21 protein-coding genes are annotated in these 23,083 nt (G+C 74.9%); 8 read left to right on the top strand and 13 right to left on the bottom strand.

The annotated features are described in order from the left end of the window. Positions 1-51: 51 nt before the first annotated feature. Positions 52-1,335, bottom strand: coding sequence for a class I SAM-dependent RNA methyltransferase (locus EDD28_RS15235; RefSeq protein ID WP_245968107.1), 1,284 nt, complete (start codon positions 1,333-1,335; stop codon positions 52-54). Positions 1,336-1,349: 14 nt separating this feature from the next. After that, positions 1,350-3,356, bottom strand: a complete 2,007-nt coding sequence (locus tag EDD28_RS15240; RefSeq protein ID WP_123740590.1) for an APC family permease — start codon at positions 3,354-3,356, stop codon at positions 1,350-1,352. A 63-nt stretch (positions 3,357-3,419) separates the two neighbouring features. Between EDD28_RS15240 and EDD28_RS15245 the strand changes: the two genes are divergently transcribed. Continuing rightward, positions 3,420-4,073, top strand: coding sequence for a potassium channel family protein (locus EDD28_RS15245; RefSeq protein WP_123740958.1), 654 nt, complete (start codon positions 3,420-3,422; stop codon positions 4,071-4,073). Further along, complete coding sequence (locus tag EDD28_RS15250) at positions 4,070-4,816, top strand: potassium channel family protein (RefSeq protein WP_123740591.1); 747 nt, start codon at positions 4,070-4,072, stop codon at positions 4,814-4,816. The genes EDD28_RS15245 and EDD28_RS15250 overlap by 4 nt, the downstream gene beginning before the upstream one ends. On the opposite strand, the gene EDD28_RS15255 is transcribed toward EDD28_RS15250, so the two are convergent. From EDD28_RS15255 to dut, 4 genes are read right to left on the bottom strand one after another with little or no spacing between them, the layout of a single operon-like run. Then, a complete protein-coding gene (locus EDD28_RS15255) occupies positions 4,713-5,501 on the bottom strand; it encodes a DUF3159 domain-containing protein (protein ID WP_245968108.1) in 789 nt (262 codons plus the stop codon). The genes EDD28_RS15250 and EDD28_RS15255 overlap by 104 nt on opposite strands. After that, entirely contained in the window at positions 5,498-5,896 is a 399-nt protein-coding gene (locus EDD28_RS15260) for a single stranded DNA-binding domain-containing protein (RefSeq protein WP_211339242.1), read from the bottom strand. The genes EDD28_RS15255 and EDD28_RS15260 overlap by 4 nt, the downstream gene beginning before the upstream one ends. A gap of 1 nt (position 5,897) precedes the next feature. Beyond that, positions 5,898-6,674 carry a DUF3710 domain-containing protein gene (locus tag EDD28_RS15265; RefSeq protein WP_123740592.1) on the bottom strand — a complete coding sequence of 259 codons (777 nt, stop codon included), beginning with the start codon at positions 6,672-6,674 and terminating at the stop codon, positions 5,898-5,900. After that, on the bottom strand, positions 6,674-7,198 hold the full coding sequence (dut, locus tag EDD28_RS15270) for a dUTP diphosphatase (RefSeq protein ID WP_245968109.1): 525 nt from the start codon (positions 7,196-7,198) through the stop codon (positions 6,674-6,676). The genes EDD28_RS15265 and dut overlap by 1 nt, the downstream gene beginning before the upstream one ends. A 74-nt stretch (positions 7,199-7,272) precedes the next feature. Here dut and EDD28_RS15275 point away from each other — a divergent pair, with 74 nt between their 5' ends. Next, entirely contained in the window at positions 7,273-7,755 is a 483-nt protein-coding gene (locus tag EDD28_RS15275) for a DUF3093 domain-containing protein (RefSeq protein WP_123740594.1), read from the top strand. A gap of 118 nt (positions 7,756-7,873) precedes the next feature. On the opposite strand, the gene EDD28_RS15280 is transcribed toward EDD28_RS15275, so the two are convergent. Both EDD28_RS15280 and EDD28_RS15285 read right to left on the bottom strand, forming a co-directional pair. Beyond that, the gene (locus EDD28_RS15280) at positions 7,874-8,173 is read right to left on the bottom strand and encodes a DUF4193 domain-containing protein (protein ID WP_123740595.1); all 300 of its coding nucleotides are present in this window, start codon (positions 8,171-8,173) and stop codon (positions 7,874-7,876) included. A gap of 261 nt (positions 8,174-8,434) precedes the next feature. Further along, positions 8,435-9,289: an inositol monophosphatase family protein gene (locus tag EDD28_RS15285; protein WP_245968110.1), complete on the bottom strand. Its 855-nt coding sequence runs from the start codon at positions 9,287-9,289 to the stop codon at positions 8,435-8,437. 94 nt (positions 9,290-9,383) lie between these two features. Here EDD28_RS15285 and sepH point away from each other — a divergent pair, with 94 nt between their 5' ends. Then, a complete protein-coding gene (gene sepH / locus EDD28_RS15290) occupies positions 9,384-10,535 on the top strand; it encodes a septation protein SepH (protein ID WP_123740597.1) in 1,152 nt (383 codons plus the stop codon). An 82-nt stretch (positions 10,536-10,617) separates the two neighbouring features. Here sepH and EDD28_RS15295 read toward each other — a convergent pair whose 3' ends face one another. The 3 genes from EDD28_RS15295 to EDD28_RS15305 are packed head-to-tail and all read right to left on the bottom strand — an operon-like array spanning position 10,618 to position 15,142. Then, the gene (locus EDD28_RS15295) at positions 10,618-11,802 is read right to left on the bottom strand and encodes an alkaline phosphatase family protein (protein WP_123740598.1); all 1,185 of its coding nucleotides are present in this window, start codon (positions 11,800-11,802) and stop codon (positions 10,618-10,620) included. Then, the gene (locus tag EDD28_RS15300) at positions 11,799-12,374 is read right to left on the bottom strand and encodes a DUF5998 family protein (protein WP_123740599.1); all 576 of its coding nucleotides are present in this window, start codon (positions 12,372-12,374) and stop codon (positions 11,799-11,801) included. Before EDD28_RS15300 ends, EDD28_RS15295 begins: the two co-directional genes overlap by 4 nt. A gap of 17 nt (positions 12,375-12,391) precedes the next feature. Further along, positions 12,392-15,142: a GNAT family N-acetyltransferase gene (locus EDD28_RS15305; protein ID WP_245968111.1), complete on the bottom strand. Its 2,751-nt coding sequence runs from the start codon at positions 15,140-15,142 to the stop codon at positions 12,392-12,394. A 70-nt stretch (positions 15,143-15,212) separates the two neighbouring features. On the opposite strand from EDD28_RS15305, the gene EDD28_RS15310 reads away from it, so the two are divergent. Beyond that, positions 15,213-17,711 carry a DNA gyrase/topoisomerase IV subunit A gene (locus tag EDD28_RS15310; protein WP_211339243.1) on the top strand — a complete coding sequence of 833 codons (2,499 nt, stop codon included), beginning with the start codon at positions 15,213-15,215 and terminating at the stop codon, positions 17,709-17,711. Between the two features lie 97 nt (positions 17,712-17,808). Here the strand turns inward: EDD28_RS15310 and EDD28_RS15315 are convergent, their stop codons facing one another. Next, complete coding sequence (locus tag EDD28_RS15315; protein WP_123740602.1) at positions 17,809-18,852, bottom strand: GNAT family N-acetyltransferase; 1,044 nt, start codon at positions 18,850-18,852, stop codon at positions 17,809-17,811. Between the two features lie 54 nt (positions 18,853-18,906). Further along, a complete protein-coding gene (locus tag EDD28_RS15320; protein WP_245968112.1) occupies positions 18,907-21,036 on the bottom strand; it encodes a DNA gyrase/topoisomerase IV subunit B in 2,130 nt (709 codons plus the stop codon). A 119-nt stretch (positions 21,037-21,155) separates the two neighbouring features. On the opposite strand from EDD28_RS15320, the gene EDD28_RS15325 reads away from it, so the two are divergent. The 3 genes from EDD28_RS15325 to EDD28_RS15335 are packed head-to-tail and all read left to right on the top strand — an operon-like array spanning position 21,156 to position 23,045. Continuing rightward, complete coding sequence (locus EDD28_RS15325; protein ID WP_123740604.1) at positions 21,156-21,371, top strand: DUF7455 domain-containing protein; 216 nt, start codon at positions 21,156-21,158, stop codon at positions 21,369-21,371. Between the two features lie 11 nt (positions 21,372-21,382). Then, positions 21,383-22,147 (top strand): LysR family transcriptional regulator substrate-binding protein, encoded by a 765-nt coding sequence (locus tag EDD28_RS15330; protein ID WP_123740605.1) that lies wholly within the window; start codon positions 21,383-21,385, stop codon positions 22,145-22,147. Positions 22,148-22,160: 13 nt separating this feature from the next. Continuing rightward, positions 22,161-23,045: a phosphotransferase family protein gene (locus EDD28_RS15335; RefSeq protein WP_123740606.1), complete on the top strand. Its 885-nt coding sequence runs from the start codon at positions 22,161-22,163 to the stop codon at positions 23,043-23,045. Positions 23,046-23,083 lie beyond the last annotated feature (38 nt).

Consider the following 23,083-nt stretch of genomic DNA (forward strand, 5'->3'; position numbering starts at 1 on the left):
CGGAGCGCACTCGGAGCGCGGCGCGGCACGCACCTAGTCAGGATGGCCGGCTCACGACCGGTCGAGGACGGCGACCGCCTCGAGGTGGTGGGTGTGCGGGAACAGGTCGAACGCGCGCAGGGAGGTCAGGCGGTAGCCGGCCCGGCCGGCGAGCGCCACGTCCCGGGCGAGGGCGACGGGATCGCAGGCGACGTAGACGATGCGCCGGGGGTCGAGCGCCGTGACCGACTCGACGACGCGCCGGCCGGCGCCCGCGCGCGGCGGGTCGAGGACGACGACGTCGGGCGGCCCCGCGGGCGTCGCGCGCCCGTCGGCGATGGCGCGCGCCACGTCGGCCGCGACGAGGTGCACCCGACGGTGCGCGCGGGCGTTGCGGCGCGCGGCGCGCGCCCCCGGGCCCGGCGCCTCGACGGCGACGACCGAGCCGGTCGGGCCGACCGCGTCCGCGAGCGGCAGCGTGAACAGCCCGGCGCCCGCGTAGAGCTCCAGGACGCGCTCGCCGGGGGCGGGACGGGCCGCGTCGAGCACGGCTCCGGCCAGCAGCGCGGGCGCGCCGCGGTGGACCTGCCAGAACCCGGTCCCCTCGACCTGGAGGTCGTAGGTGCGCCCGGCGACCTCGACGACCTCGTGCACCCGCGTCCGGCCGCGTCGGGGCGTGCCGTCGACGTAGACCGCCACCCCCTCGTCGGGACCGGACGGGGCGACGACGTCGATCCGGGCACCCGGCTCCCAGCGTCGTCCGACGACCTCCGTCGCGAGGACGTCCCGGAGCGCCTCGACGGCGAGCGGCATGTCGGTCAGGGCGAGCAGGTCGTGGCTGCGGTGGCGGTACATCGCCGGCCGGCCGTCGGCGTCCGCGGTCAGCTCGATCCTGGTCCTCGTGCCGAGACCGCCGGTCTCGTCGTCGCCCGGGACGGCCTCGACCGCCGCGCCGCCCGCGGCGTCGATCTCCTCCGCGGTCAGCCCGGCGAACCGCTCGAGCGCCTCGCGCAGGACGCGCGTCTTCCAGGCGCGCTGCGCCGGCAGCGTCGCGTGGGCCAGCTCGCCGCCGCCGACGCCGCCGGGGCCCGCGGCCGGCCACGCGGATGCCACCCGGTCGGGCGAGGGCTCGTGCACCGCGACGGCGTCGCCGCGCCAGAACCTCGCGTCCTCGCCGGCCTCGGTGAGCTCGACGTCGACCAGCTCACCCGGCAGCGCGTGCCGGACGAAGACCACCCGGCCGTCGTGCCGCGCCACGACGTGCCCGCCGTGGGCGGGCGCGCCGACGCGGACCTCGCGCAGGAGCAGGTCGTCCGACGGGGTCGGCTGGATCGGGTCGGCGGGAGATGACGGCACGGGAGAAGTCTCCCTCACGCGCCCGGCTTCCACGGCAGCGCGGGCTCGTCCCAGTGCGAGCCGTCGCCCGCGCGCTCGGCGGAGTCGAGCTGCCACGGCACGGAGGCGACGACCACGCCGGGGGTGAACAGCAGGCGGGACTTCAGCCGCAGCGCGCTCTGGTTGTGCAGGAGCTGCTCCCACCAGTGGCCGACGACGTACTCGGGCACGTAGACGACGACGAGGTCGCGCGGCGAGGACGTGCGCAGCGACTTGACGTACTCCAGGACGGGCCGGGTGATCTCGCGGTAGGGCGAGTCGAGCACCGTGAGCGGCACCGGGATGTCGAGCGCAGCCCAGTCGCGGCGCAGCTCCTCCACGTCACCCGGGTCGACCCCGACCGTGATCGCCTCGAGGCTGGACGGGCGCGTGGCGCGGGCGTAGGCGATCGCCCGCATGGTCGGCTTGTGCACCCGCGAGACGAGGACGACGGCCTTGACGCGGGAGGGCAGCGACCGGGCGGCCGCCGGGTCGTCCAGCGCGAGCTCCTCGCTCACCTGCTCGTAGTGGCGCGAGATGGCGCGCATCATGACGAAGAGCACGGCCATGAGCAGGAGCGTGATCCAGGCGCCGCGGGTGAACTTCGTCAGCAGGACGATGAGCAGCACGAGCGACGTGAGCCCGAACCCGAACGCGTTGACGGCCCGCGAGCGCTCCATCCGCCGCCGGACCGGCGCCTCGACGACGGTGCGCAGCTCGCGCGTCCAGTGCCGCACCATGCCGAGCTGGCTCATCGTGAACGAGATGAACACGCCGACGATGTAGAGCTGGATGAGGCGGGTGACCTGCGCGTCGAAGATCCACACGAGCGCGATCGCCGCGACCGCGAGGGTGATGATGCCGTTGGAGAACGCCAGGCGGTCGCCGCGCGTGTGGAGCTGGCGCGGGAGCAGGCCGTCGCGGGCGAGGATCGACCCGAGCACCGGGAAGCCGTTGAAGGCGGTGTTGGCGGCGAGGACGAGGATGAGCCCGGTCACGGCGGTGACGAGATAGAACATCGGCCGGAAGTCGTGGAACACGGCGGCGGCGATCTGCCCGATGACGGGGTTCTGGGTGTAGTCGACCGGCAGCGGCTGACCGTCGAGCGTCATCTGCTCGTGCGGGTTCTCGGCGTACAGCACGCCGGTCCGGTTCGCCAGGTACAGGATCGAGACGATCATCGCGGCCGAGACGAGGCCGAGCAGCAGGAGCGTCGTGGCGGCGTTGCGCGACTTGGGCCGCCGGAACGCCGGCACGCCGTTGCTGATCGCCTCGACGCCCGTGAGCGCCGCGCAGCCGGAGGAGAACGCGCGGGCCATGAGCATCGCGCCGCCGAGGCCGACGAGCCCCTGCTCGAACCCGGGCTCGGCGACGAGCTCGAACCCGGCGCTCTCGGCGAGGTGGAGGTTCCCGGTGAGCGCCTGGAGGGTTCCGACGACGGCGAGCAGCCCCATCGCGCCCATGAAGCAGTAGACGGGGATGGCCAGCGCGCGGCCGGACTCGCGCACGCCCCGGAGGTTGACGAGCGTGAGCAGGACGATCGCCGCGACCGCGACCGTGCGCTCGTGGCCGTCGAAGACCGGCAGGACGGCCGCGAGGTACTGCGACGCCGTCGAGATCGACACGGCGACCGTGAGCACGTAGTCGACCAGGAGGGCCGAGGCCACCCCGACGCCGGCGCTCGGGCCCAGGTTCGTGGTCGCCACCTCGTAGTCGCCGCCCCCCGAGGGGTAGGCGTGCACCGTCTGGCGGTAGGACGCCACCACCGTGAGGAGGACGACGACGACCGCGGCACCGATCCACGGCGAGAGCACGTAGGACGTGATCCCGGCGATCGAGAGCGTGAGCAGGATCTCGTCCGGGGCGTAGGCGACGGACGAGAGCGCGTCCGATGCGAACACCGGGAGCGCGATGCGCTTCGGCAGAAGCGTGTGGCCGAGCCGGTCGCTGGCCACGGGACGGCCGACCAGCAGACGCTTGGCCCCGTCGAGGAGTGCGGGCACGAGTCGACATGCTAGGCCGCGGGGAGGAAGAGTTGTAGCGTCGCCCCCGTGCACGTCGTCATCATGGGTGCCGGCCGCGTCGGAGTGACGCTGGCCGAGGCGCTCGAGGAGCGGGGCCACTCCCTCGCCATCATCGACTCCAACCCCGAGGCGTTCCGCCGGCTCAAGCCGGACTTCTCGGGTCGCCGGGTCACCGGCCTCGGCTTCGACCGGGACGCGCTGGTCCAGGCGGGCATCGACGAGGCCTACGCCTTCGCCGCCGTCTCGAACGGCGACAACTCCAACATCCTCGCGGCGCGCGTCGTCCGCGAGACGTTCGGCGTCGACAACGTCGTCGCCCGGATCTACGACGCCGGTCGCGCCGAGATGTACACGCGGCTGGGCATCCCGACCGTCGCGACCGTGCGCTGGACGGCCGACCAGATGCTGCGCCGGCTGCTGCCGGCCGGGGAGATGACGGAGTTCACCGACTCCTCCGGCAAGGTCGCGCTCGTCGAGATGATGTTCCACGAGGCCTGGATCGGCACGCCGTACGCGCGCGTCGAGGAGGTCTCCGGCGCCCGCGTCGGCTTCCTCACCCGCTGGGGCCAGGGCGAGCTGCTCCGCCCGGGGGCGGTCGTCCAGGAGAACGACATCGTCCACGTCCTGTGCCCGCCCGACCGGGCCAACCTGGTGCAGCGCACGCTCGCCGCGCCGCCGGCGAAGGAGGAGGCATGAGAGCCGTCATCGCCGGCGCGGGCAGCGTCGGCCGCTCGATCGCCAAGGAGCTGCTCGGCCACGGTCACGAGGTGACGCTGATCGACCGGAACCCGGCCGCGATGCGCGTCGCGAGCGTGACGAAGGCCGACTGGCTGCTCGGGGACGCGTGCGAGATGAGCACGCTCACCGAGGCCCGCCTCGAGGAGTGCGACGTCGTCGTCGCCGCGACCGGGGACGACAAGGCCAACCTCGTCCTCTCGCTCATCGCGCGGACGGAGTTCGCCGTCCCGAAGACGGTCGCCCGCGTCAACAACCCGAAGAACGAGTGGATGTTCGACGAGATGTGGGGCGTCGACGTCCCCGTCTCGACGCCGCGGATCATGACGGCGCTCGTCGAGGAGGCCGTGAGCATCGGCGACCTCGTCAAGCTGTTCGAGCTCCAGGCGTCCGGCGCCGGCATGTACGAGGTGACGCTGCCCGAGCGCTCGCCGCTGGTCGGCGTGCGGGTCGGGGACGTGTCGTGGCCGCAGGACTGCGTGCTGGCGACGATCATTCGGTCGAACCGTCCGATCCCGCCGACCGTGGACGACGTCCTCGAGGGCCGCGACCAGCTCCTGTTCGTGCTCTCCGAGCGTCCGCTCGGCTCGGGGTCCGAGCTCAGCTCGTCGGAGCCGCCGGTCGCGGAGCTCCAGCGCGTGCTCGAGGGCGGACCAGCAGCCACGTCACCCACAGCACCAGCGCCCACATCGGCAGCCCCATGACGAGCCGGGCCGTGCCGAGCCAGGCGACCGAGCCGCCGAGGAACAGCGGCACCTGAACCGCGAGGCGGAGCAGGAACGCCGCGAGCCAGAGCCAGGTCGCGAGCGTGTAGCGGCGCAGCTCGTCCGGCACCTCGCGCCAGGACAGGTCGACGACGTCCGCGAAGCCCTGCGGGGCCGGCTCCGCCGCGGTGGCGACCTCGACGTCGACGACGGGCTCGGCGTCGGTGGCCGCCGCGGAGCCCGCGGCGGCGTCCGCGTCGGCGTTCTCGGCCCGCTCGCGCCGGGTGAGCCCGAGGGAGCCGGCGACCAGCCCGACGACGGGGTAGCGCACCGCGAGCGAGACGGCCATCGCCAGCGCGAACGCCGCGTTGGTGAGCAGGCCCCAGGCGTAGTAGTTCTCCGCCTCGCCCGAGCGCCAGGCCCAGAAGGCGCCGATGGCGACGCCGAGGACTCCCCCGAGCGCGTAGGTCACCGAGCTGCGGCGCAGCAGCCGGGCGAGCACCGCGACGAGGGTGACGGCGAGCGAGCCGACGATCGCCGGCACCAGCTCGCGGGTCGCGACGAACACGACGACGAAGACGAGACCGGGGGCGGTCGACTCGACGAGGCCGCGCCAGCCGCCGACCGCGTCGGCGATCGAGAAGCTGTCCGAGCCGAGGGCGCGCAGGCCCTGGGGCTCGCTCACGCGGCGGTCCGCTTCGGGACGAGCAGCTCGTAGCGCGGGTTGTGGATCGTCAGACGCGGCCCGTCGGGGGCGGAGCCCGCCACCATCCCCTCGGCGAGGAGGCGACGGCCCGGCTCGATCCCGGGGACGGCGCGGCGGCCGGTCCAGCACAGGCGGATCGAGGCGGTCCCGTCGAACAGCTCGGCGCACAGCGACGCCGAGGAGCCGCGCGGCGCGTAGGTCACGGCCCGCAGGACGCCGGCGACGCGGGCGCGCCGGCGCGGCACGAGCGTGCGGATCGGCTCCACCCCGAGGCGGGCGACCCACGACCGCTCCTCCTGGGCGGCGAGCTCGGTGTGCGACGCGAGCAGCCCGGGGCGCTCCTCCCGGGTCTCCCGGGCGTCGGCGCGGACCACGTCAGCGAACCTCGCTGATCTCGGGGCCCCGGGTCAGGATGTCGTCGACGGCGGCCGGCTGGCCGGGCGTCGGGACGGGACGGGTCGCCTGGCCCGGCATCGTGAGGGTGAGCAGCTCGCTCGGCGGGCGCGGCTCGGAGCCGCGGACGACGACGACCTCGGAGAAGTAGCGCTCCATGATGGCGCGCTGGTTCTGGTCGACCAGTGCGGCGCCGCGCAGGATGCCGCGCAGGAACCAGCGCGGGCCGTCGACGCCGAGGAACCGCGCGGGCACGCGGCCGGTCTTGCCCGAGGCGTCCTTGACGGGCAGCAGCGCGAGGAGCTCCGTCCCCCACGGGCCGGGCATCTCCTTGACCTCGCCGCCCTGCGCCGTGATCGACGCGGAGATCTGCGGTCGGATGTCGTCCCAGATGCCGGCGGTGCGGGGCGCCGCGAACACCTGGAGCTGGAGCGTGGACTGGCCGAGGGAGACGTTGGCGGCGATGACGGCCTTCGACGTGCGGTCCAGCTCCATCCGCAGCTGCATGCCCTGGATGCCGGGGATGCGCAGGGCGCCGAGGTCGACGCGTCCGGGGCGCTCGTCGGCGTCGGCGAGGTCCCAGGGACCGCGTCGGGCGGACCCGGCGCTCCCCGCCGCGGGCTCGTCGGCAGCGGTGGCGTCGGCGGCAGCCGTCGTCTCGTCGGTGGCGTCGGGCGCCGACGCGTCGCTCCCGGTCCCGTCGGGGGCGGGTGTCTCGGAGTCGGCGGCGGTCTTGCCGCGCCGCTTGAAGAGGGCCATCAGGAGTCCTTCCCCGTGGTGGTGGCTTGATCGGCGCCGGTCGGGACGGCGTCGTGCCCGCCCGTCGACCCGAAGCCGCCGGCACCGCGCGCGGTGTCCGGCAGCTCGTCGACCACGTCCCAGCCCGCGGTCGCGACGCGCTGGAGGACGAGCTGCGCGATCCGGTCGCCGCGACGCACGGTCACCGGCGTCGTCGAGTCGAGGTTGACGAGGACGACACCGATCTCGCCGCGGTAGTCGGCGTCGATCGTTCCCGGTGCGTTCAGCACCGTGAGGCCAGCGCGGAGCGCGAGGCCGGAGCGTGGGTGGACCAGCCCGACGTAGCCGGGCGGGATCGCGACGGCGACGCCGGTCGGGACCAGCGCGCGCTCGAAGGGCGCCAGCGTCACGTCCGCCGTGCTCACGAGGTCGGCACCGGCGTCGGTGGCGTGGGCGTACCGCGGTGCGGCGGCGTCGGGGTCGAGGAGTCGGATCGGGACGGCAACGACGTCCGCCGGGTTCCCCGGCACCGCGACTCCACTCACCCGTCCACTCTACCCGCGCCGCACCGCCCCGCGCCGGGGCCGGTGGAGGCGACGGAGCGTGGCAGGCTTGGTCCATGCCGTTGCCCGTCGTCTCCCAGGAGGTCTACGTCGAGCGGCAGTCGCCCCCGTTCGGGGTGTGGCTCCTCGCCCCGTTCGCCGGCCTCCTGACCGCCCTCGTGGTGCTCCCGCTGTCCCTGGCGGCGGCGGTCGCGCTGTTCGCCGTGGTGTCCGTGACGATCGCGCTCCTGCTGCTGCGCTCCTCGAGCCGGATCGTCGTGACCGACGGCACCGATCCCGGCCTGCGGGCCGGCCCCGCGTATCTCGAGGCGTGGCACATCGGTGACGTCGTGCCGCTCGACCGCGACCAGACGCGCGACGTCCTGGGCCCCGGGGCGAACGCGCTCGCCTACCTGGCGCACCGCGGCTGGATCTCGACGGCCGTGCGCGTTGAGGTGCGCGACGTCGAGGACCCGACGCCGTACTGGGTGGTCTCGACGCGTCGCCCGCTCGAGCTGGCGTCGGCGCTCGACGCCGTCCGCCCGCCCCTCGCCGACTGAGCCCCGCCGCGTCGGGCTCGACCACCCCGCGGTCACCCCGAGAACGGACGCGCCCCCGCCCTCATCGAGTGAGGGCGGGGGCGCGTCGTTCCGGATCCGGACGGATCCGAGGATCTGCTCAGGCGGCGCACTCCGAGCACACCGGACCGAGGTCGTCGGTGAACGCGAGCTGCGAGCGGTGGTGGACGAGGAAGCATCGGGTGCAGGTGAACTCGTCGGCCTGGCGCGGAAGCACCCGGACCGAGAGCTCCTCACCGGACAGGTCGGCACCGGGCAGCTCGAATCCTTCGGCCGCCTCCGTCTCGTCCTCGTCCACGACGGCCGAGGTCTTCTCGGCGCGACGGGCCTTGAGCTCCTCGAGCGAGTCCTCGTTCAGCTCGTCGTCTGTCTTGCGGGGGGCGTCGTAGTCGGTCGCCATGGGGGGCGTCACACTCCGTCTTCGAGGGGGCGGGTCTTGACCCGTCCGCGTTGGGGGCACCGACCGGACGGTGGCGTTGCGGCTCGGCAGCGGCCACGGACGCGGGGAGATTGTGCACCATCCCGAGCCGGAATGCACCTCCGACTCTCCGAGGTCCGTCGCGCCGTGCCGACCACGCCCCGTCCGGGTGGTCTCACGGCTGCCAACACCGCGTCCGGGTCGGGCATTCCCGCCCCGGCCGGCGCCGGGACGAGGCGCGCGTCACACCCCGCGAGACAGGCCGGCGGCCTCCGCCAGCGCGGCGTCGAGCGGTGCTCGCGCCGCCATCGTGACGCGTCGCCCGTCGACCCCGAGCGGGTAGTGGTGAACGACGCCGCCCGCCTCCCGGACCACCAGCTCCGCCGCCGCGACGTCCCACGGGTTGAGCCCGCGCTCGAGGTGCGCGTCGAGCCGGCCCGCGGCCACGTCGCACAGGTCGAGCGCCCCCGCCCCGGCCCGGCGCAGGTCCCTGATCCGGGGCAGCAGCCGGGCCACGAGGTCGCCCTGCTCGGCGCGCACGCCCGCGTCGTAGGAGAAGCCGGTCCCGAGCAGCGTCCCCGCCAGCTCGGGTGGCTCACCCATGACGAGCCGGCGCCCGTCCAGCTCGGCGCCGAGCCCGGCCGCCGCGCGGTAGGTGGTCCCCAGCTCCGGGGCGTGCACGCAGCCAGCGATCGGACGCCAGGCCTCGACGTCGGCGGGGTCGCCCAGCACCGCGGCGACGCTCACGGCGTACTCGCGCCGCCCGTAGAGGTAGTTGACGGTGCCGTCGATCGGGTCGACGACCCAGGTGATCCCGCTGCTGCCGGCGGTCCGTGCGCCCTCCTCGCCGAGCAGCCCGTCGTCCGGGCGTGCGAGCCGCAGCAGCTCGGCGACCCGCGCCTCGGCCGCGAGGTCGGCGCGGGTCACGACGTCGGTCGCGCTCGACTTCGTCGCCGCCACCTCGACCGCCTCCTCCCGCATCGAGCGGACGAGGGCGCCGACCTCGCGCGCCACCCGCTCGGCGAGGTCGCGCAGCTCGAGGAGGAGCCGGGCGTCGGGAAGGGTGAACGGGGGCGTCGGACGCTGGTGGTCGGTCACGCTCACCAGCCTAGGCAGTCCGACCGGGCAACCCACCGAGCCAAATGCGGGGCCACCGGCCGGGGCGGTGGCACTCTGGTGGCCAGGAGGTCCCATGCGTGAGCTCGCGCTCGAAAGCCTGCACGCCGACGGCGAGCACCTCGTCCTCGTCGACTCCGGCGGGCAGCAGTACCGTCTCGCGATCGACGACGCGTTGCGCTCCGCCGTCCGCTCCGACCGCCCGTACCTCGAGGCGATCCGCGCCGGCGCGCGCTCCGCGCTGCCGCCGCGCGACATCCAGGCCCGCCTGCGCGCCGGGGAGTCCGTCGAGTCCGTCGCCGCGGCGGCCGGCCTGCCGACGTCGGCGATCGAGCGGTACGAGAGCCCGGTGCTCGCCGAGCGCGCGTGGATCGTCGAGCAGACCCAGAAGCTCGCCATCGGTCACGAGGTCGGCGCACCGACGCTGGGCGACCTCGTCGTCGACCGGCTCGCCGCGCGCGGCGACACCGCACCGATCACCTGGGACGCCCGCCGCACGCCGGGGGCGCCGTGGGAGGTGAGCGTCGCGTTCGGACCGGGCGGCGACCAGGTGGCGACCTGGCAGGTCGACCTGCAGGCGCGCTCCCTCACGGCGCTCGACTCGCGCAGCCGGCTCCTGTCGGAGACGGACCTGACCGATCGACGCGCCCGCGCCCCGTTCGACCTGGAGGCGGAGGACTCCCGCCGCGGCGCGGACCTGCTCATCCGCGACTCGCGCGAGCACGCCCGGCCCGACGCGGCCGCCGGCTCGGCCGCCGCGACCGGGACGACGGCTCCGGCCGCTGCGCCTGACGACGCCGCCGACCCGAGCGCCGAGCGCCAGCCGACCGGGAAGGCGTCAGCGACGGACTCCCTGCTCGAGCGGCTCGGTCGGGCGCGCGGTCGTCGCGCCGCCCCGCCGTCGCCGACGGACGAGGCGCAGGACGCGGCACCGGCCGAGCCGGAGCGCGAGTCCCAGGACGGACTGTTCCCCGTCGCCCCGGTCCTGCGGCTGCGTCGCGAGGAGCACGAGCAGCCGGCCGTCGAGGGGGCTGCCGAGTCCGACGAGTCGACCGGCGGCGCGGGCGTGGAGCCCGCGGCGGCCGGGTCTGCGGCGAGCGAGGACGGGACGGCGCAGGAGACCGGCGAGGAGGCGGCCCAGCCCGAGAAGCCGCGCTCACGCTCGCGCTCCCGCCGGGCCTCCGTCCCGACGTGGGACGAGATCGTCTTCGGCTCGCGCGGCGACTGACCACCCGGCCCGTCCAGCACTCCGATATCGGGGTGGCCTCGATCGCGATAGGCGATCGGAGTCACCCCAGTGTCGGTGGCCGTCAGCCGACGGCCACGAGCAGCGGGATCTCCACCTCGTCGGGCGTGAGCGAACCGTGCATCCCGACGAGCGTGAGCGACGCCGGGGTCTGGGTCCGGGAGTCCTGCACCGCGACCGTCCCGCGGGCGGCCACCACGACGTCGCCGACGAGCCCGGCGTTGCGAGGCTCGACGAGCCCGAACAGCCCGCCGGCGATCGCCTCCTCGCCTGGCAGCACCCAGGCGGCGTCGCCGAGCAGGTCCGACCAGCGGGCCGTGACGTCGGCGACGTCCTCGGCCCGGTCCAGGTGCAGGTGCAGCGCGCGCGGCTCCCCCGCGACCAGGGCGACGCCCTCGCGCAGCGCCGGCGAGTGCGCGACGTCGATCCGCTCGGTCACGTCCACCATCCCGTGGTCGGCCGTGAGCACGAGCGGGGTGCCGGCCGGCAGGCGACGCAGGAGCGTCGTCACCGCGGCGTCGAGCGCCTCGAGCTCGTCGCCCCACGCCGCGCTGCCCCAGCCCTCGTGGTGCCCGACGGAGTCGAGGCCGCCCCAGTAGAGGTAGACGAGCCCCGGTGAGCGCAGCGCGCGCCGCGCCTCCTCGACGGCCCGGTCGAGCGTGTCGGCGGCGACGAACGCGGAGCCGCGCAGCGCCGCCCGGGTCAGGCCCGAGCCGGCGAACCGCGCCTTGCCCAGCGTCGTCGTCGCGATCCCGGCCCGGCCGAGGAGCTCGAACACCGTCGGGTGCGGCTGCCACAGCGCCGGCTCCGGCCCCGGCACGCCGGCCGCGTTCGCCCACTGGACGAGCCCGATGAGCTCGGTGCCGCCGCGCGGACCCTGCCGCGGGTCGCGCACGGAGTAGCCGAGCAGCCCCGTCTCCCCCGGCGTCCGGCCCGTGCCGAACGAGGCGAGCGAGGCGGCGGTCGTCGTCGGGTAGCCGGCGCTGCCGACGCGCTCGCCCTCGTTCAGCAGGCCGCGCAGCGTCGGCGCGTGGCCGGAGCGCGCGGCGAGCTGCCGCGCGCCCAGACCGTCGACGAGGACGACGACGGCGCGGTCGGCGCTCGGCAGCGCGAGCCCGGCGCTCGGCAGGTCGGGCGCGTCGAGACCGACCGCGCGGGCGACGTCGGGCAGCACACCGCGCAGCGAGCGCGGCCCGGGCAGGACGAGGCCGGGCGGGGGGACGAGGGCTGGCGATCCGGGGTGCGTCACGAGCGCGCCGTCGCGCCCGACAGCGCCCGCGCGAACGCGAGGGCCGAGAGGAGGGCCGACTCGCCCTCGGCGTCCGCGCTCACGCGCAGGACGAGGTCGTCCGACGTGGCCGACCCGGTGAAGCCGTGGTCGGCCTCGCACTGCGGGTCGGAGCAGCCGGCCGGTTCGAGGTCGAGCCGCTGCACGGCGCCCCAGCCGAGCGCGATCGTGAGGTCGCGGCGGCGCATCTGGCCGACGTCCTCGGGGTTGGACACGCCGTGCGTCACGACGACGGAGCGGATCTCACCGAGCGGCACGGCCTCCGTGCTCGCCATGGCGGTCGGCACGTCGTCGACGAGGTGGTCGTCGACGTGGGCGACGATGAGGCGCGACGGGGTGAGGACGGCCGCGGTGAGGTGGCGCCGGATCCCGGCCTGGTCGAACGTGGTCTCCGGCTGGAGCAGGTGGGCCACGACCGACTCCCCCGCGATCGCGAGGTCGAGCACGGAGGCGATGAGGTCCGGGAAGTAGCCGCCGCGGCGCAGGTCCTTGGCGAGGGACGCGGCGGAGTCGTTGCGTGACACGGCGAACATCCTCCCACCTCCGGGCGTCAGCGCACGGCGGGCCGCAGGGCGCGACGACCGCCGTCGGGACGGATCTGCGGCGCGACGCTCACCCGCGCCGAGAGCACGAGGATGCCCTCCTCCGTCGCCAGGGCTGGGGTGAGCTCCAGCGCGCGTAGCTGCGGGATGGCCTCGATCGCCTCGGCCACCCGCGCGATGACGTCCTCCAGCGGCTCGAGGTCGGGCTCGCTCTCCAGCCGGTCGGCCAGCCGCGAGAGCAGTCTCGGCGCCGCCCGGATCCCCCGGACGAGCCGGTGCACGTCTCCCGAGCGCAGCGGCGGCAGGGCGTAGGTCGCGTCCTCGAGCAGCTCCGTCGCGTCGCCGGCGAGGCCGAACGACACGACCGGTCCGACGACCGCGTCGTCCCAGCCCCGCACCACGCAGGCGACGCCGAGCGGCGCCATCGCCTGGAGCTCGACGGGGCCGCTGCCGCCCTGCCGCAGCCGCACGGTGCGCAGGGCGTCGACCAGCTCCAGGGGCCGGGTGATGTCGAGCCGCACGCCGCCGATGTCGCGCCGGCGCAGGACGGGGTCGATCGACCGCACGGCGACCGGCCAGCCGATCTCGCGCGCCAGCGTGACGGCCTGACGCGTCGAGTGCACGCGGTAGGACGGCAGCATCGTGATGCCGAGCGCCGCGAGGAACTCGCGCGTCGGCTCGGACGCGAGGTCGCTCCCCTCGGGGTGCTCGCGCAGCGTCTCCTCGACGATCTCCCGGGCGCGACGCAGGTCGACGCCCTCGGGCTCGACGAGCGAGCCGGGGTCCTGCCGGCGCCACGTCGCGTAGCGCAGCGCGAGCGTGAGCGCGGCGACCGCCTCCTCGACCGACGGGTAGGACGGGACGACCGGCTGGCGGGTCCCGAGGGGCTCGGCCGGTGGCGCGGGCGCGGCGACGTCGGTCACGGCGAGCTCGGGGGTCCAGCCGTGCAGCCCCGGCACGACGGCCAGCACGGGCCGCCCCGTCCGGGTCAGTCCCGTCAGCTCCCGCAGGATGGCCGGGTCGCGCTCGCCGAGCAGGTCGACGTGGATGACGAGCGCCACGTCCCACTCCCGCGCGGCGAGCAGCTCGACGGCCGCGGCGACCGCGGGCGCGCCGCCGCGCGCGTCGTAGCTCGCGAGGACGGGATCGGCGTCGACGCCGGTGAGCTGACCGGCCGCCAGGCCGACCAGGGCCGCCGAGCTGCCGAGGACCGCGACCCGGCTCCCCCGGGGCAGCGGCGTCGCGGCGAGGAGCGCGACGGCGTCGATCATCGCCGGCATCGTCGGCGCGACGAGGACCCCCGCCGCGAGCATCGCCTCCTGCAGCGCGGCCCGGCCGAGCCCGCCCTCCTCGCGCTGGGAGGCGCCGACGACCGCGACCACCGGCACGCGGGAGCTGACCCGACCGGCGACCCGGGCGAACTTGCGCGGGTTGCCGAGCGACTCCAGGTACATCCCGACGGCGCGCACGTCGGGCAGGTCGCTCGCGTACTGCAGGAGGTCGTTGCCCGAGACGTCGGCGCGGTGGCCGGCGGAGACGTACGTGGCGACGCCGATCCCGCTCGCCGCCGTCGCGGCGAGGAGCTGCGCCGACAGCGCGGCCGACTGGCTGAACAGGGCGACCGGGCCGGGCGGCGGACCCGGGTCGGCGAGCGTGGCGTTGACCGTGGCGACGACCGGGTCGTCGCGTCCGGCGTCGCCCTCGACGGCGCCGTCGGGTCCGGCGCCGTCGGGTCCGGCGTCCACCGGTCGCAGGACGAGGCCGTAGGAGCGCGGCCCGACGATCCGCAGCCCGCCCTCCCGGGCGGCCGCGACCAGCTCGGCCTGCGTCGGCGCGCCCTCGCGGTCGAACCCCGAGCCGAGCACGACGACGCCACGCACCCCGACGGCCGCCAGCCGCGGCAGCAGGCCGAGCATCGCCTCGGGCGCGGTGGCGGCGTAGGCGAGGGTGGCGGTCGGCGCCGCGTCGAGATCGGGGAGCCACGGGTGCCCGTGCTCGGCCGCGACGGCCCGGAGCGGACTCCCGACGCACGTGACGTCGGTCCGCGCCGCGAGGTTCGCCGCGATCCGCTGGGCGAGGTTCGCCTGCCCGTCCTCCTCGGTCCCGGCGACGACGAGGATGCCGGCCGGTGCGAGCAGGGCGCGCATCGACGCCGCGTCCGTCCGCTGCTCGCGGCTGGCGACGACGTCGAGCGAGCGCTGCGTCGGGTCGATCCGGAACTCGAGCGAGATGACGCCGTCCTCGTAGCGCTGCCGGACGTCGTAGCCGGCGTCGGAGAACACGCGGATCATCCGCGCGTTGGCCGGCAGCGTGTCGGCGACGAACCGGTCGATGCCGCGCTCGCGGGCGGCGGCGGCCAGGTGCTCGAGCAGGACCGAGCCGAGCCCGCGGCCCTGGTGCACGTCCGAGACGTTGAACGCCACCTCGGCGGTCCCGGCGTCGACCCGGTCGTACCGGCCGACGGCGACGATCCGGTCGCCCGACAGCATGACGAGCGCGACCCGGTCGGCGTGGTCGACCGTGACGAGCCGGCGCAGGTCCTTCGGCGGCAGCGTGCGCAGCGGCGCGAAGAACCGGAAGTAGGTCGACTCCTCGCTCTGCGCCTCGTGGAAGGCCTGGAGCGCGTCAGCGTCGCTCGGGAGGATCGGGCGGATCCGCATGGTCGAGCCGTCGCGCAGCAGGACGTCGGCCTCCCAGTGCGCCGGGTAGGGCGCGGGAGCTGGTGCGCGACCGGGCGCGACGGCGTCCTCGGGCTCCATGGGGCTCACCATATCGGCGCACCCGGCGAGCCGTCCCGGGAGTGCGCCCCGGGTGAGCGATCATGTCCCAATGGCTTCTCGCAGCACGCCCGCGCGCGGTACGGGTGACCGCGGTATCGGTGACGTCGTCGACATCGACGTCACCTCGGAGATGCAGGGCTCGTTCCTCGAGTACGCGTACTCCGTCATCTACGCCCGCGCCCTCCCCGACGCCCGGGACGGCCTCAAGCCCGTCCAGCGCCGCATCCTCTTCCAGATGGCGGAGATGGGCCTGCGCCCCGACCGCGGCCACGTGAAGTCGGCGCGCGTCGTCGGCGAGGTCATGGGCAAGCTGCACCCGCACGGCGACACGGCGATCTACGACGCGCTCGTCCGGATGGCGCAGCCGTTCTCGCTGCGCCTGCCGCTCGTCGACGGCCACGGCAACTTCGGCTCGCTCGACGACGGCCCGGCCGCGCCGCGCTACACCGAGGCACGCCTGGCCCCCGCGGCGATGGTGATGACGGCGGGGCTCGACGAGGACGTCGTCGACATGGTGCCGAACTACGACAACCAGTTCATGCAGCCGTCCGTGCTGCCCTCGGCCCTGCCGAACCTCCTCGTCAACGGCGCCTCGGGCATCGCGGTCGGCATGGCGACGAACATGCCGCCGCACAACCTCGTCGAGGTCGTCGCCGCCGCGCGGCACCTCGTGGCGAACCCGGACGCCGACCTCGACGCGCTCATGCGGTTCGTCCCCGGCCCCGACCTGCCCGGCGGCGGCAAGATCATCGGGCTCGACGGCATCCGCGAGGCCTACGAGACGGGTCGCGGCACGTTCCGCACCCGCGCGACGACGCGGATCGAGAACATCACGGCCCGGCGCAAGGGCATCGTCGTCACCGAGCTGCCCTACCTCGTGGGGCCGGAGAAGGCGAAGGCGAAGATCGCCGACGTCGTGCGGGCGAAGAAGGTCCAGGGCGTCGCCGACGTCGTCGACCTGTCCGACCGCAAGAAGGGCATGCGGCTCGTCATCGAGGTCAAGACCGGGTTCAACCCGGAGGCCGTGCTGGAACAGCTCTTCCGCGCGACGCCGCTGGAGGAGTCGTTCGGGATCAACAACGTCGCCCTCGTCGACGGGCAGCCGCGCACGCTCGGGCTGCGCGAGCTGCTGCGCGTCTACGTCGGCCACCGCCTCGAGGTGACGACGCGCCGGACGCGCTACCGCCTCCGCAAGCGGCAGGAGCGACTCCACCTCGTGCGAGGTCTCCTCATCGCGATCGCGGACATCGACGAGGTCATCGCCGTCATCCGCTCCTCCGACGACGCGGCGGCCGCGCGGACCCGCCTCATGGCGATCTTCGACCTCAGCCAGGCGCAGGCCGACTACATCCTCGAGCTGCAGCTGCGCCGGCTCACGAGGTTCTCGACCATCGAGCTGGAGAAGGAGCAGGGCGAGCTCGAGCGGCAGATCGCCGAGCTCGAGGAGATCCTCGGCGACGACGCCGTGCTGCGCCGGGTCGTCTCGGAGGAGCTGGCGGAGGTCGCGGCGGCCCACGGGACGCCGCGCCGCACCGTGCTGCTGGAGTCGGCCGGGTCGGCCGCGGTCTCCGGGGCGGCGGCGGCCGGGCTGCCGACGGGTCGGGGCGCGCGCTCCGGCGCCGGTGCCGTGCCGCTCGAGATCGCGGACACCCCGACGTCGGTCCTGCTGTCGGCGACGGGCCTGCTCGCGCGGACGGCCGAGGACAGCCCGGTCCCCCGGTCGGGCGCGCGCTCGCGGCACGATGCGCTCGCGTCCGTCGTCCCGACGACCGCCCGGGCGACGCTCGGGGCCGTGACGTCGGCCGGCCGGATCGTCGAGCTCTCGGCGCTCGACGCCCCGACGCTGCCGCCGACCGACGGTCCGCCGAGCCTCGCGGGCGGCGTGCCGGTGACGGAGCTGGTGACGCTGGAGCCCGGCGAGCGCGTCGTCGCCGTCACCGCGATCGAGACCGACTCCCCGGTCCTCGCGCTGGCGACCGCGCAGGGCGTCATCAAGCGCGTCGCGCCGGGCGACCGGCCCGTGCGCGGTGAGGCGTGGTCCTGCATCTCGCTGGCCGACGGGGACGTCGTCGTCGGCGCGGTCCCGGCGAGCGACGACGACGAGATCGTGCTGGTCAGCTCCGGCGCGCAGCTCCTCCACTTCCCCGCCGCCGCGGTGCGGCCGCAGGGACGCTCGGCGGGCGGCATGGCGGGCATCCGGCTCGGCGAGGGCGAGCGGGTCATCCACCTCGGCGTCGTCGGCGCCGGACGCGCGGAGGACGCCGTCGTCGTGACGATCGCCTCCAGCACCGGCGCCCTGCCCGGCATGGCCGAGGGCAGCGTCAAGGTGAGTCCGTTCGCGCTCTACCCCGGGAAGGGGCGCGGCACGGGCGGCGTGCGGGCCCAGCGGCTGCTGCGCGGCGAGGACGAGCTCGTGCTCGCGTGGGTCGGGCCGCACCCGGCGCGTGCCGTCGGTGCCGGTGGCCAGGCGATCGAGCTGCCCGACCTCGACGAGCGGCGCGACGGGTCGGGTCGTCCGCTCACCCACCCCGTGACGGCGATCGGCTGACGCCCGCGGCGCGCGCCGGTCAGGCCCGTCGGGCCCAGGCTGGTCGGGCCAGCGCCCGGCGCCGGTCCCGTCGACCACCGGGACGGGCGGGCTCGGCTCAGGCGAGCGTGCGAGCCCAGAGGGTCGACCCGCGGGTCGCCTCGAAGCCGAGCTGGCCGTAGAGCGTGCTCTCGGCGTCGTCGAGCGCGGAGTCGACGCCGAGGCAGGCGTACTCCATCCCGGCGTCCCGGTACGCGCGCATGGCGGCGACCAGCAGGGCCGTCGCCACCCGGCGGCCGCGGTACTCCCGGCGCACCCCCAGCAGGTCGGTGTAGCCGCTCGTGTAGCCCAGCGCCGGCCAGTCCTGCTCGTAGCGACCCGACAGCAGGTAGCCGGCGATCGGGGTCCGGTCGGTCGAGCGGTCCATGACGAGGAAGCTCCACTCGGGCACCACGTTCGCGATGCCCTCGCGCCAGGACTCGACGGACGCACCGCCCGCGCCGGCCCCGGCCGCGTCGCCGAACGACTCGTTGTGCGCGAGCCGGACCTGCTCGTCCAGCTCCGAGCGCCACGGCTCCAGCGTGAGCGGGGTGCGCAGGGCGACGTCGGGCAGCGGCTGCGACAGGTCGCGGCGCAGCTCCGTGAACCGGCGCTGCGCCGTGAAGCCCTCCTCCTCGAGCATCGCCACCTGGTCGCCCATGCCGTCCTCGACGTAGGTCGTCACGGTGACCAGCTCGCCGACGAGAGCGCGCGCCCTGGCGAGCTGCCAGCCGAGGATGACGCTGCCGATCCCGCGGCGGCGCAGCGAGGGGTCGACCCCGCCGCCGATGACGGCGCTGCGCCCGTCGCCGGCGCGGCGCACCCGGCCGTAGGCGAGCGCGCGGCCCGCCTCGTCGAACCCGGCGATCGTGCCGTCGGCGAGGTCGGCGTCGGACGCCTCGAAGACGTCGCCGGCCAGCTCGTCGGTGCTCGTGCGGTAGGGCGGGTCATCGAACCGCTCGCAGCGCGCGACGAGGTCCGACAGCTCCGCGAGGTCCTCCGCCCGCAGCGGTCGCCAGGTGAGCCCGGCCAGCCCATCGAGGGCCTCGGCACCGTCCGGCCGGGTCCTCGCGCCCCCTGGCTCGGGCGCGCCGGGAACCGGCGCCTCGGGGGCGGGAGTCATGCCACGAGGGTACGCGAGGTGGGCGGGGGTGCCGACCGGGTCACGGCCGCCCTCTCAGGCGTCGATCCGGGTGGGGTCGAGGTCGTCGGCACCGGCGATGATGAAGTCCTTGCGCGGCGCCACCTCGTTGCCCATGAGCAGCTCGAACACCGTCTCGGCCGCCGCCGCGTCGCTCATCCGGACGCGCCGCAGGGTCCGGTGCTCGGGGTCCATCGTGGTCTCCGCGAGCTGGTCGGCGTCCATCTCACCGAGGCCCTTGTACCGCTGGATCGGCTCCTTGTACCGCTTGCCGCTCCGGGCCAGCCGCGCGAGCTGCTGGGTCAGCTCCTTCTCGGAGTAGGTGTAGATCGTCTCGCCCGGCTTGCCCCCCGAGCCGACGACCTCGACCCGGTGCAGCGGCGGCACCGCGGCGTAGACGCGACCGGCCTCGATGAGCGGGCGCATGTAGCGGAAGAACAGGGTGAGCAGGAGCGTGCGGATGTGGGCGCCGTCGACGTCGGCGTCCGTCATGAGCACGATCCGGCCGTACCGCGCGGCCTCGAGGTCGAAGCTGCGTCCCGAGCCGGCGCCGATGACCTGGATGATCGCCGCGCACTCGGCGTTCCCGAGCATGTCGGCCAGCGAGGCCTTCTGAACGTTGAGGATCTTGCCCCGGATCGGCAGGAGCGCCTGGAACTCGCTGTCCCGCGCGTCCTTGGCCGTGCCGAGCGCCGAGTCCCCCTCGACGATGAACAGCTCCGACGACCCGACGTCGTCCGTGCGGCAGTCCGCGAGCTTCTGCGGGAGCGAGGAGGACTCCAGCGCGCTCTTGCGCCGCGAGATCTCCTTCTGGGTGCGGGCCGAGACGCGGGCCCGCATCTCGTCGACCACCTTCTCCAGCAGCGAGGCGGCCTGCGCCTTGGTGGCGCGCGCGCTCGACTCCAGGAGCCCGCCCAGCTCGGTCTCGACGACCTTCGACACCACCTGGCGCACCGGGGCGGTCCCGAGCACCTCCTTGGTCTGGCCCTCGAACTGCGGCTCGGGGAAACGGACCATGACGACGGCCGTGAGGCCGGCCATGACGTCGTCCTTCTCGACCTTCTCCTTGCCGTTCTTGCCGGTGAGCTTGAGCCGGCGGGCGTTCGCCTCGATCTGCTTGCGCAGCACCTTGAGCAGCGCCTGCTCGAAGCCGGCCAGGTGCGTGCCGCCCTTCGGCGTCGCGATGATGTTGACGAAGGTGCGCACCTCCGTCTCGTACCCGCTCCCCCAGCGCAGCGCGATGTCGACCTCGCACGTGCGCTCGACCTCGGTCGCCACGAGGTGGCCCTTGCCGTCGAGCTGCTGGACGGTCTCGGTGAACGTGCCCTCGCCGCGCAGCAGCCACACGTCGGTGACCGAGGGGTCAGCCGGCGCGAGGAACTCGACGAAGTCCTTCGTCCCGCCGTCGTACTTGAAGCTCTCCTGGACCGGTCCATCGGCACCGGGCGTCCCGGGCAGCCGCCGCTCGTCGCGGACGACGATCTCGAGACCGGGAACGAGGAAGGCCGTCTGGCGCGCGCGGGTGATGAGCTCGTCGTAGGAGAACGTGGCCGAGAGAGGGAAGATCTGGCGGTCGGCCCAGTACCGGATCCGCGTGCCGGTGACGCCGCGCCGGACCTTGCCGACGACGGCGAGCTCGCTGTGGTCGGTGAACGGGGCGAAGGGCGAGTCCGGCCCGGGGCTGCCGCCGGCGTCGTCGAACATCCCGGGCTCGCCGCGCCGGAACGTCATCCGGTAGGTCTTGCCGCCGCGGTCGACCTCGACGTCCAGCCGCGAGGACAGCGCGTTGACGACGGACGCGCCGACTCCGTGCAGGCCGCCCGAGGAGCCGTAGGAGCTGCCGCCGAACTTCCCGCCGGCGTGGAGCTTGGTGAAGACGACCTCGACGCCGGACAGCCCCAGTTTCTCGACCGTGTCGACCGGGATGCCGCGCGCGTGGTCGATCACCTCGACGGAGGAGTCCGGGTGGAGCACGATCTCGATGAGCTCGCCGTGCCCGGCGAGGGCCTCGTCGACCGAGTTGTCGATGATCTCCCACAGGCAGTGCATGAGACCGCGCGAGTCCGTCGACCCGATGTACATCCCGGGCCGCTTGCGCACGGCCTCGAGACCCTCGAGGACGGACAGGTGCCGTGCGGTGTACGAAGACTCGGTGGTCGTGGTCACGCTCGGAATGGTAGGCGCGAGGTCCGACATCTCCGCGCAAGGCGCGCCCCGCCGCCCGGTTGCTACGCGGTCAGCGAACCGCCGCGGCATTTGTCCGAGCCGGATGGTTCCATGGAGAGGTGACAACAGCTACTGCCGACCAGCTCACCGCCTCCGACCGCTGCGACCGCTGCGGGGCCCAGGCCTACGTGCGGGTCACGCTCGAGTCGGGCCAGCTCTTCTTCTGCGCCCACCACGGGCGTGCGCTCACCCCGCAGCTCGAGTCCGTCGCCGTCGAGATCCACGACGAGTCGGACCGCCTTCTCGCGTCCTCCTCCGCGTCCGACTCGCGCTGAGCACCCCCGCGATGTCCGAGGACGAGGCCGGCCCGCGACTGCGGCTCGGCGTCGTCCCCGGCGTCAACCCCGGCCGCTGGGCCGACACCTGGCGCGGCCGCCACCGCGACGTCCCGCTCGACCTCCTGCCGCTCGACGCGGCGCGCGCCGAGGACGCGCTGCTCGCCGGCGAGGTGGACGCGGCCTTCCTCCGCCTCCCGCTGCGCTCCCCCGACCTGGTCCGGATCCCGCTGTGGACCGAGGAGACGGTCGTCGCGATGTCCCGGGAGAGCGAGCTCACGCTCCTCGACTCCCTTGCCCCGACGGACCTGGTCGGGGAGACCCTCGTCGTGCCCGTCGACGACGTCCTGCACTGGGCCGACGCGCCCGGCGAGCCCTTCGCGGGGCTGCGCCCGCTGACGACGGCCGACGCCCTCGACCTCGTGGCGCACGAGGCGGGGGTCTGCGTGCTGCCCAAGGCGATCGCGCGCGAGCTGCACAGGCGAGACGTGGAGCTGCGGCCGCTGGTGGCCGACGCGGCGTCCGGCGACGACGGCCCCGCGGTCCCGGCCTCCCAGATCGCGCTGGCGTGGCTCCCGCTCGAGACGGGCGAGCCGGCCGCGCTGGTCGAGCAGCTCATCGGCATCGTTCGGGGGCGCACCGTGAACTCCACCCGCGGGAAGACCCCGGCGCCGTCGACGTCGACCGGATCGCAGCAGCAGCGCACACCGGCCCGCACGGCACGCCCCCGACTCGCCTCGGCGCGCGGCCGCCAGCCCGGCCGCCGCAAGCGCTGAGACCGACCACACGATGACCGCACCGACGCGGTTCGCCGTGGAGGCGACCCTGGCCGAGATCCGCGCTGCGGGCGCGGGCAGCTACGAGTCCGTGCGGCCGCTCGACGGCGGGATGCAGGGCGGTGCGTGGCTCGTCACGGACGAGCGCGGCAGCCACGCGGTCCTCAAGCGGGCCAACGACGACGCGACGGCCGCGCGGATGATCGCGGCCGAACCCGCCGTGGCCCGTGCGGTCGCGGCCGGCTACCCCACTCCCCCGTGGCGCGCGGCGGGGATGACGCCGTCGGGCACCGGGTACGTGATCATGGAGCGCGCGCCAGGCGCGCCAGTCGAGCGTCTGACCGCCCCGGTCGCAGAGCGCCTGATCCGAACGGTGGAGCTCCAGGGGAACGTGGACCCGCTCCCTGGCCGCAACTGGTCGGACCACGTCGGTTCCTGGTACTCCGAGCGCGTTGGCCCCTCTCTTGCCCGCGTTCGCGCACTGGGTCCGGGCGGGGCACGGCTAGCGGCCGCGTGCGCGGCGGTGCAGGCTCTCGTCGGGCAGCCACGGCTGCGGCGAGCGGACCTCGTTCACGGCGACCTGCGCCTGGCCAACGTGCTGTTCGAGCGCGGGCACGTGTCCGGCGTCGTCGATGTCGAGGCACTGGGAAGCGGGTCGCGTGCGTTCGACTACGCGACGGTGCTGGACAGCCCCGACGCCGAGGACGACGCGCTGGAGCTCGTGGTGGAGGCCGGGAGCGAGGTCGACGGCGCCGATGCGCTCCTGTCCTGCGCCGTGCTCGTGTTCCTCGACCTCGCTCTGTTCGTTGCCGACGTCCCCACCCCGGTGATCACGGCCGACGCCCGCGCGGCCGACCTGGCGGCTCGCCTGGGCCTTGTCCGCCGCCTGGCCCGATAGAGACGCGGACGCCGAGTGCGGGGGGCCAGACACGTCGT

The organism is Salana multivorans (assembly GCF_003751805.1).
GTDB lineage: Bacteria > Actinomycetota > Actinomycetes > Actinomycetales > Beutenbergiaceae > Salana > Salana multivorans.

What these genes read in the sequence shown, in the direction of transcription:
- EDD28_RS15245 (WP_123740958.1), top strand. Translation starts at nt 3,420, where the DNA reads ATGGGTGCCGGCCGCGTCGGAGTGACGCTGGCCGAGGCGCTCGAGGAG.
- EDD28_RS15250 (WP_123740591.1), top strand. Translation starts at nt 4,070, where the DNA reads ATGAGAGCCGTCATCGCCGGCGCGGGCAGCGTCGGCCGCTCGATCGCC.
- EDD28_RS15265 (WP_123740592.1), bottom strand. Translation starts at nt 6,674, where the DNA reads ATGGCCCTCTTCAAGCGGCGCGGCAAGACCGCCGCCGACTCCGAGACA.
- EDD28_RS15275 (WP_123740594.1), top strand. Translation starts at nt 7,273, where the DNA reads ATGCCGTTGCCCGTCGTCTCCCAGGAGGTCTACGTCGAGCGGCAGTCG.
- EDD28_RS15280 (WP_123740595.1), bottom strand. Translation starts at nt 8,173, where the DNA reads ATGGCGACCGACTACGACGCCCCCCGCAAGACAGACGACGAGCTGAAC.
- sepH (WP_123740597.1), top strand. Translation starts at nt 9,384, where the DNA reads ATGCGTGAGCTCGCGCTCGAAAGCCTGCACGCCGACGGCGAGCACCTC.
- EDD28_RS15300 (WP_123740599.1), bottom strand. Translation starts at nt 12,374, where the DNA reads ATGTTCGCCGTGTCACGCAACGACTCCGCCGCGTCCCTCGCCAAGGAC.
- EDD28_RS15305 (WP_245968111.1), bottom strand. Translation starts at nt 15,142, where the DNA reads ATGGAGCCCGAGGACGCCGTCGCGCCCGGTCGCGCACCAGCTCCCGCG.
- EDD28_RS15310 (WP_211339243.1), top strand. Translation starts at nt 15,213, where the DNA reads ATGGCTTCTCGCAGCACGCCCGCGCGCGGTACGGGTGACCGCGGTATC.
- EDD28_RS15315 (WP_123740602.1), bottom strand. Translation starts at nt 18,852, where the DNA reads ATGACTCCCGCCCCCGAGGCGCCGGTTCCCGGCGCGCCCGAGCCAGGG.
- EDD28_RS15330 (WP_123740605.1), top strand. Translation starts at nt 21,383, where the DNA reads ATGTCCGAGGACGAGGCCGGCCCGCGACTGCGGCTCGGCGTCGTCCCC.
- EDD28_RS15335 (WP_123740606.1), top strand. Translation starts at nt 22,161, where the DNA reads ATGACCGCACCGACGCGGTTCGCCGTGGAGGCGACCCTGGCCGAGATC.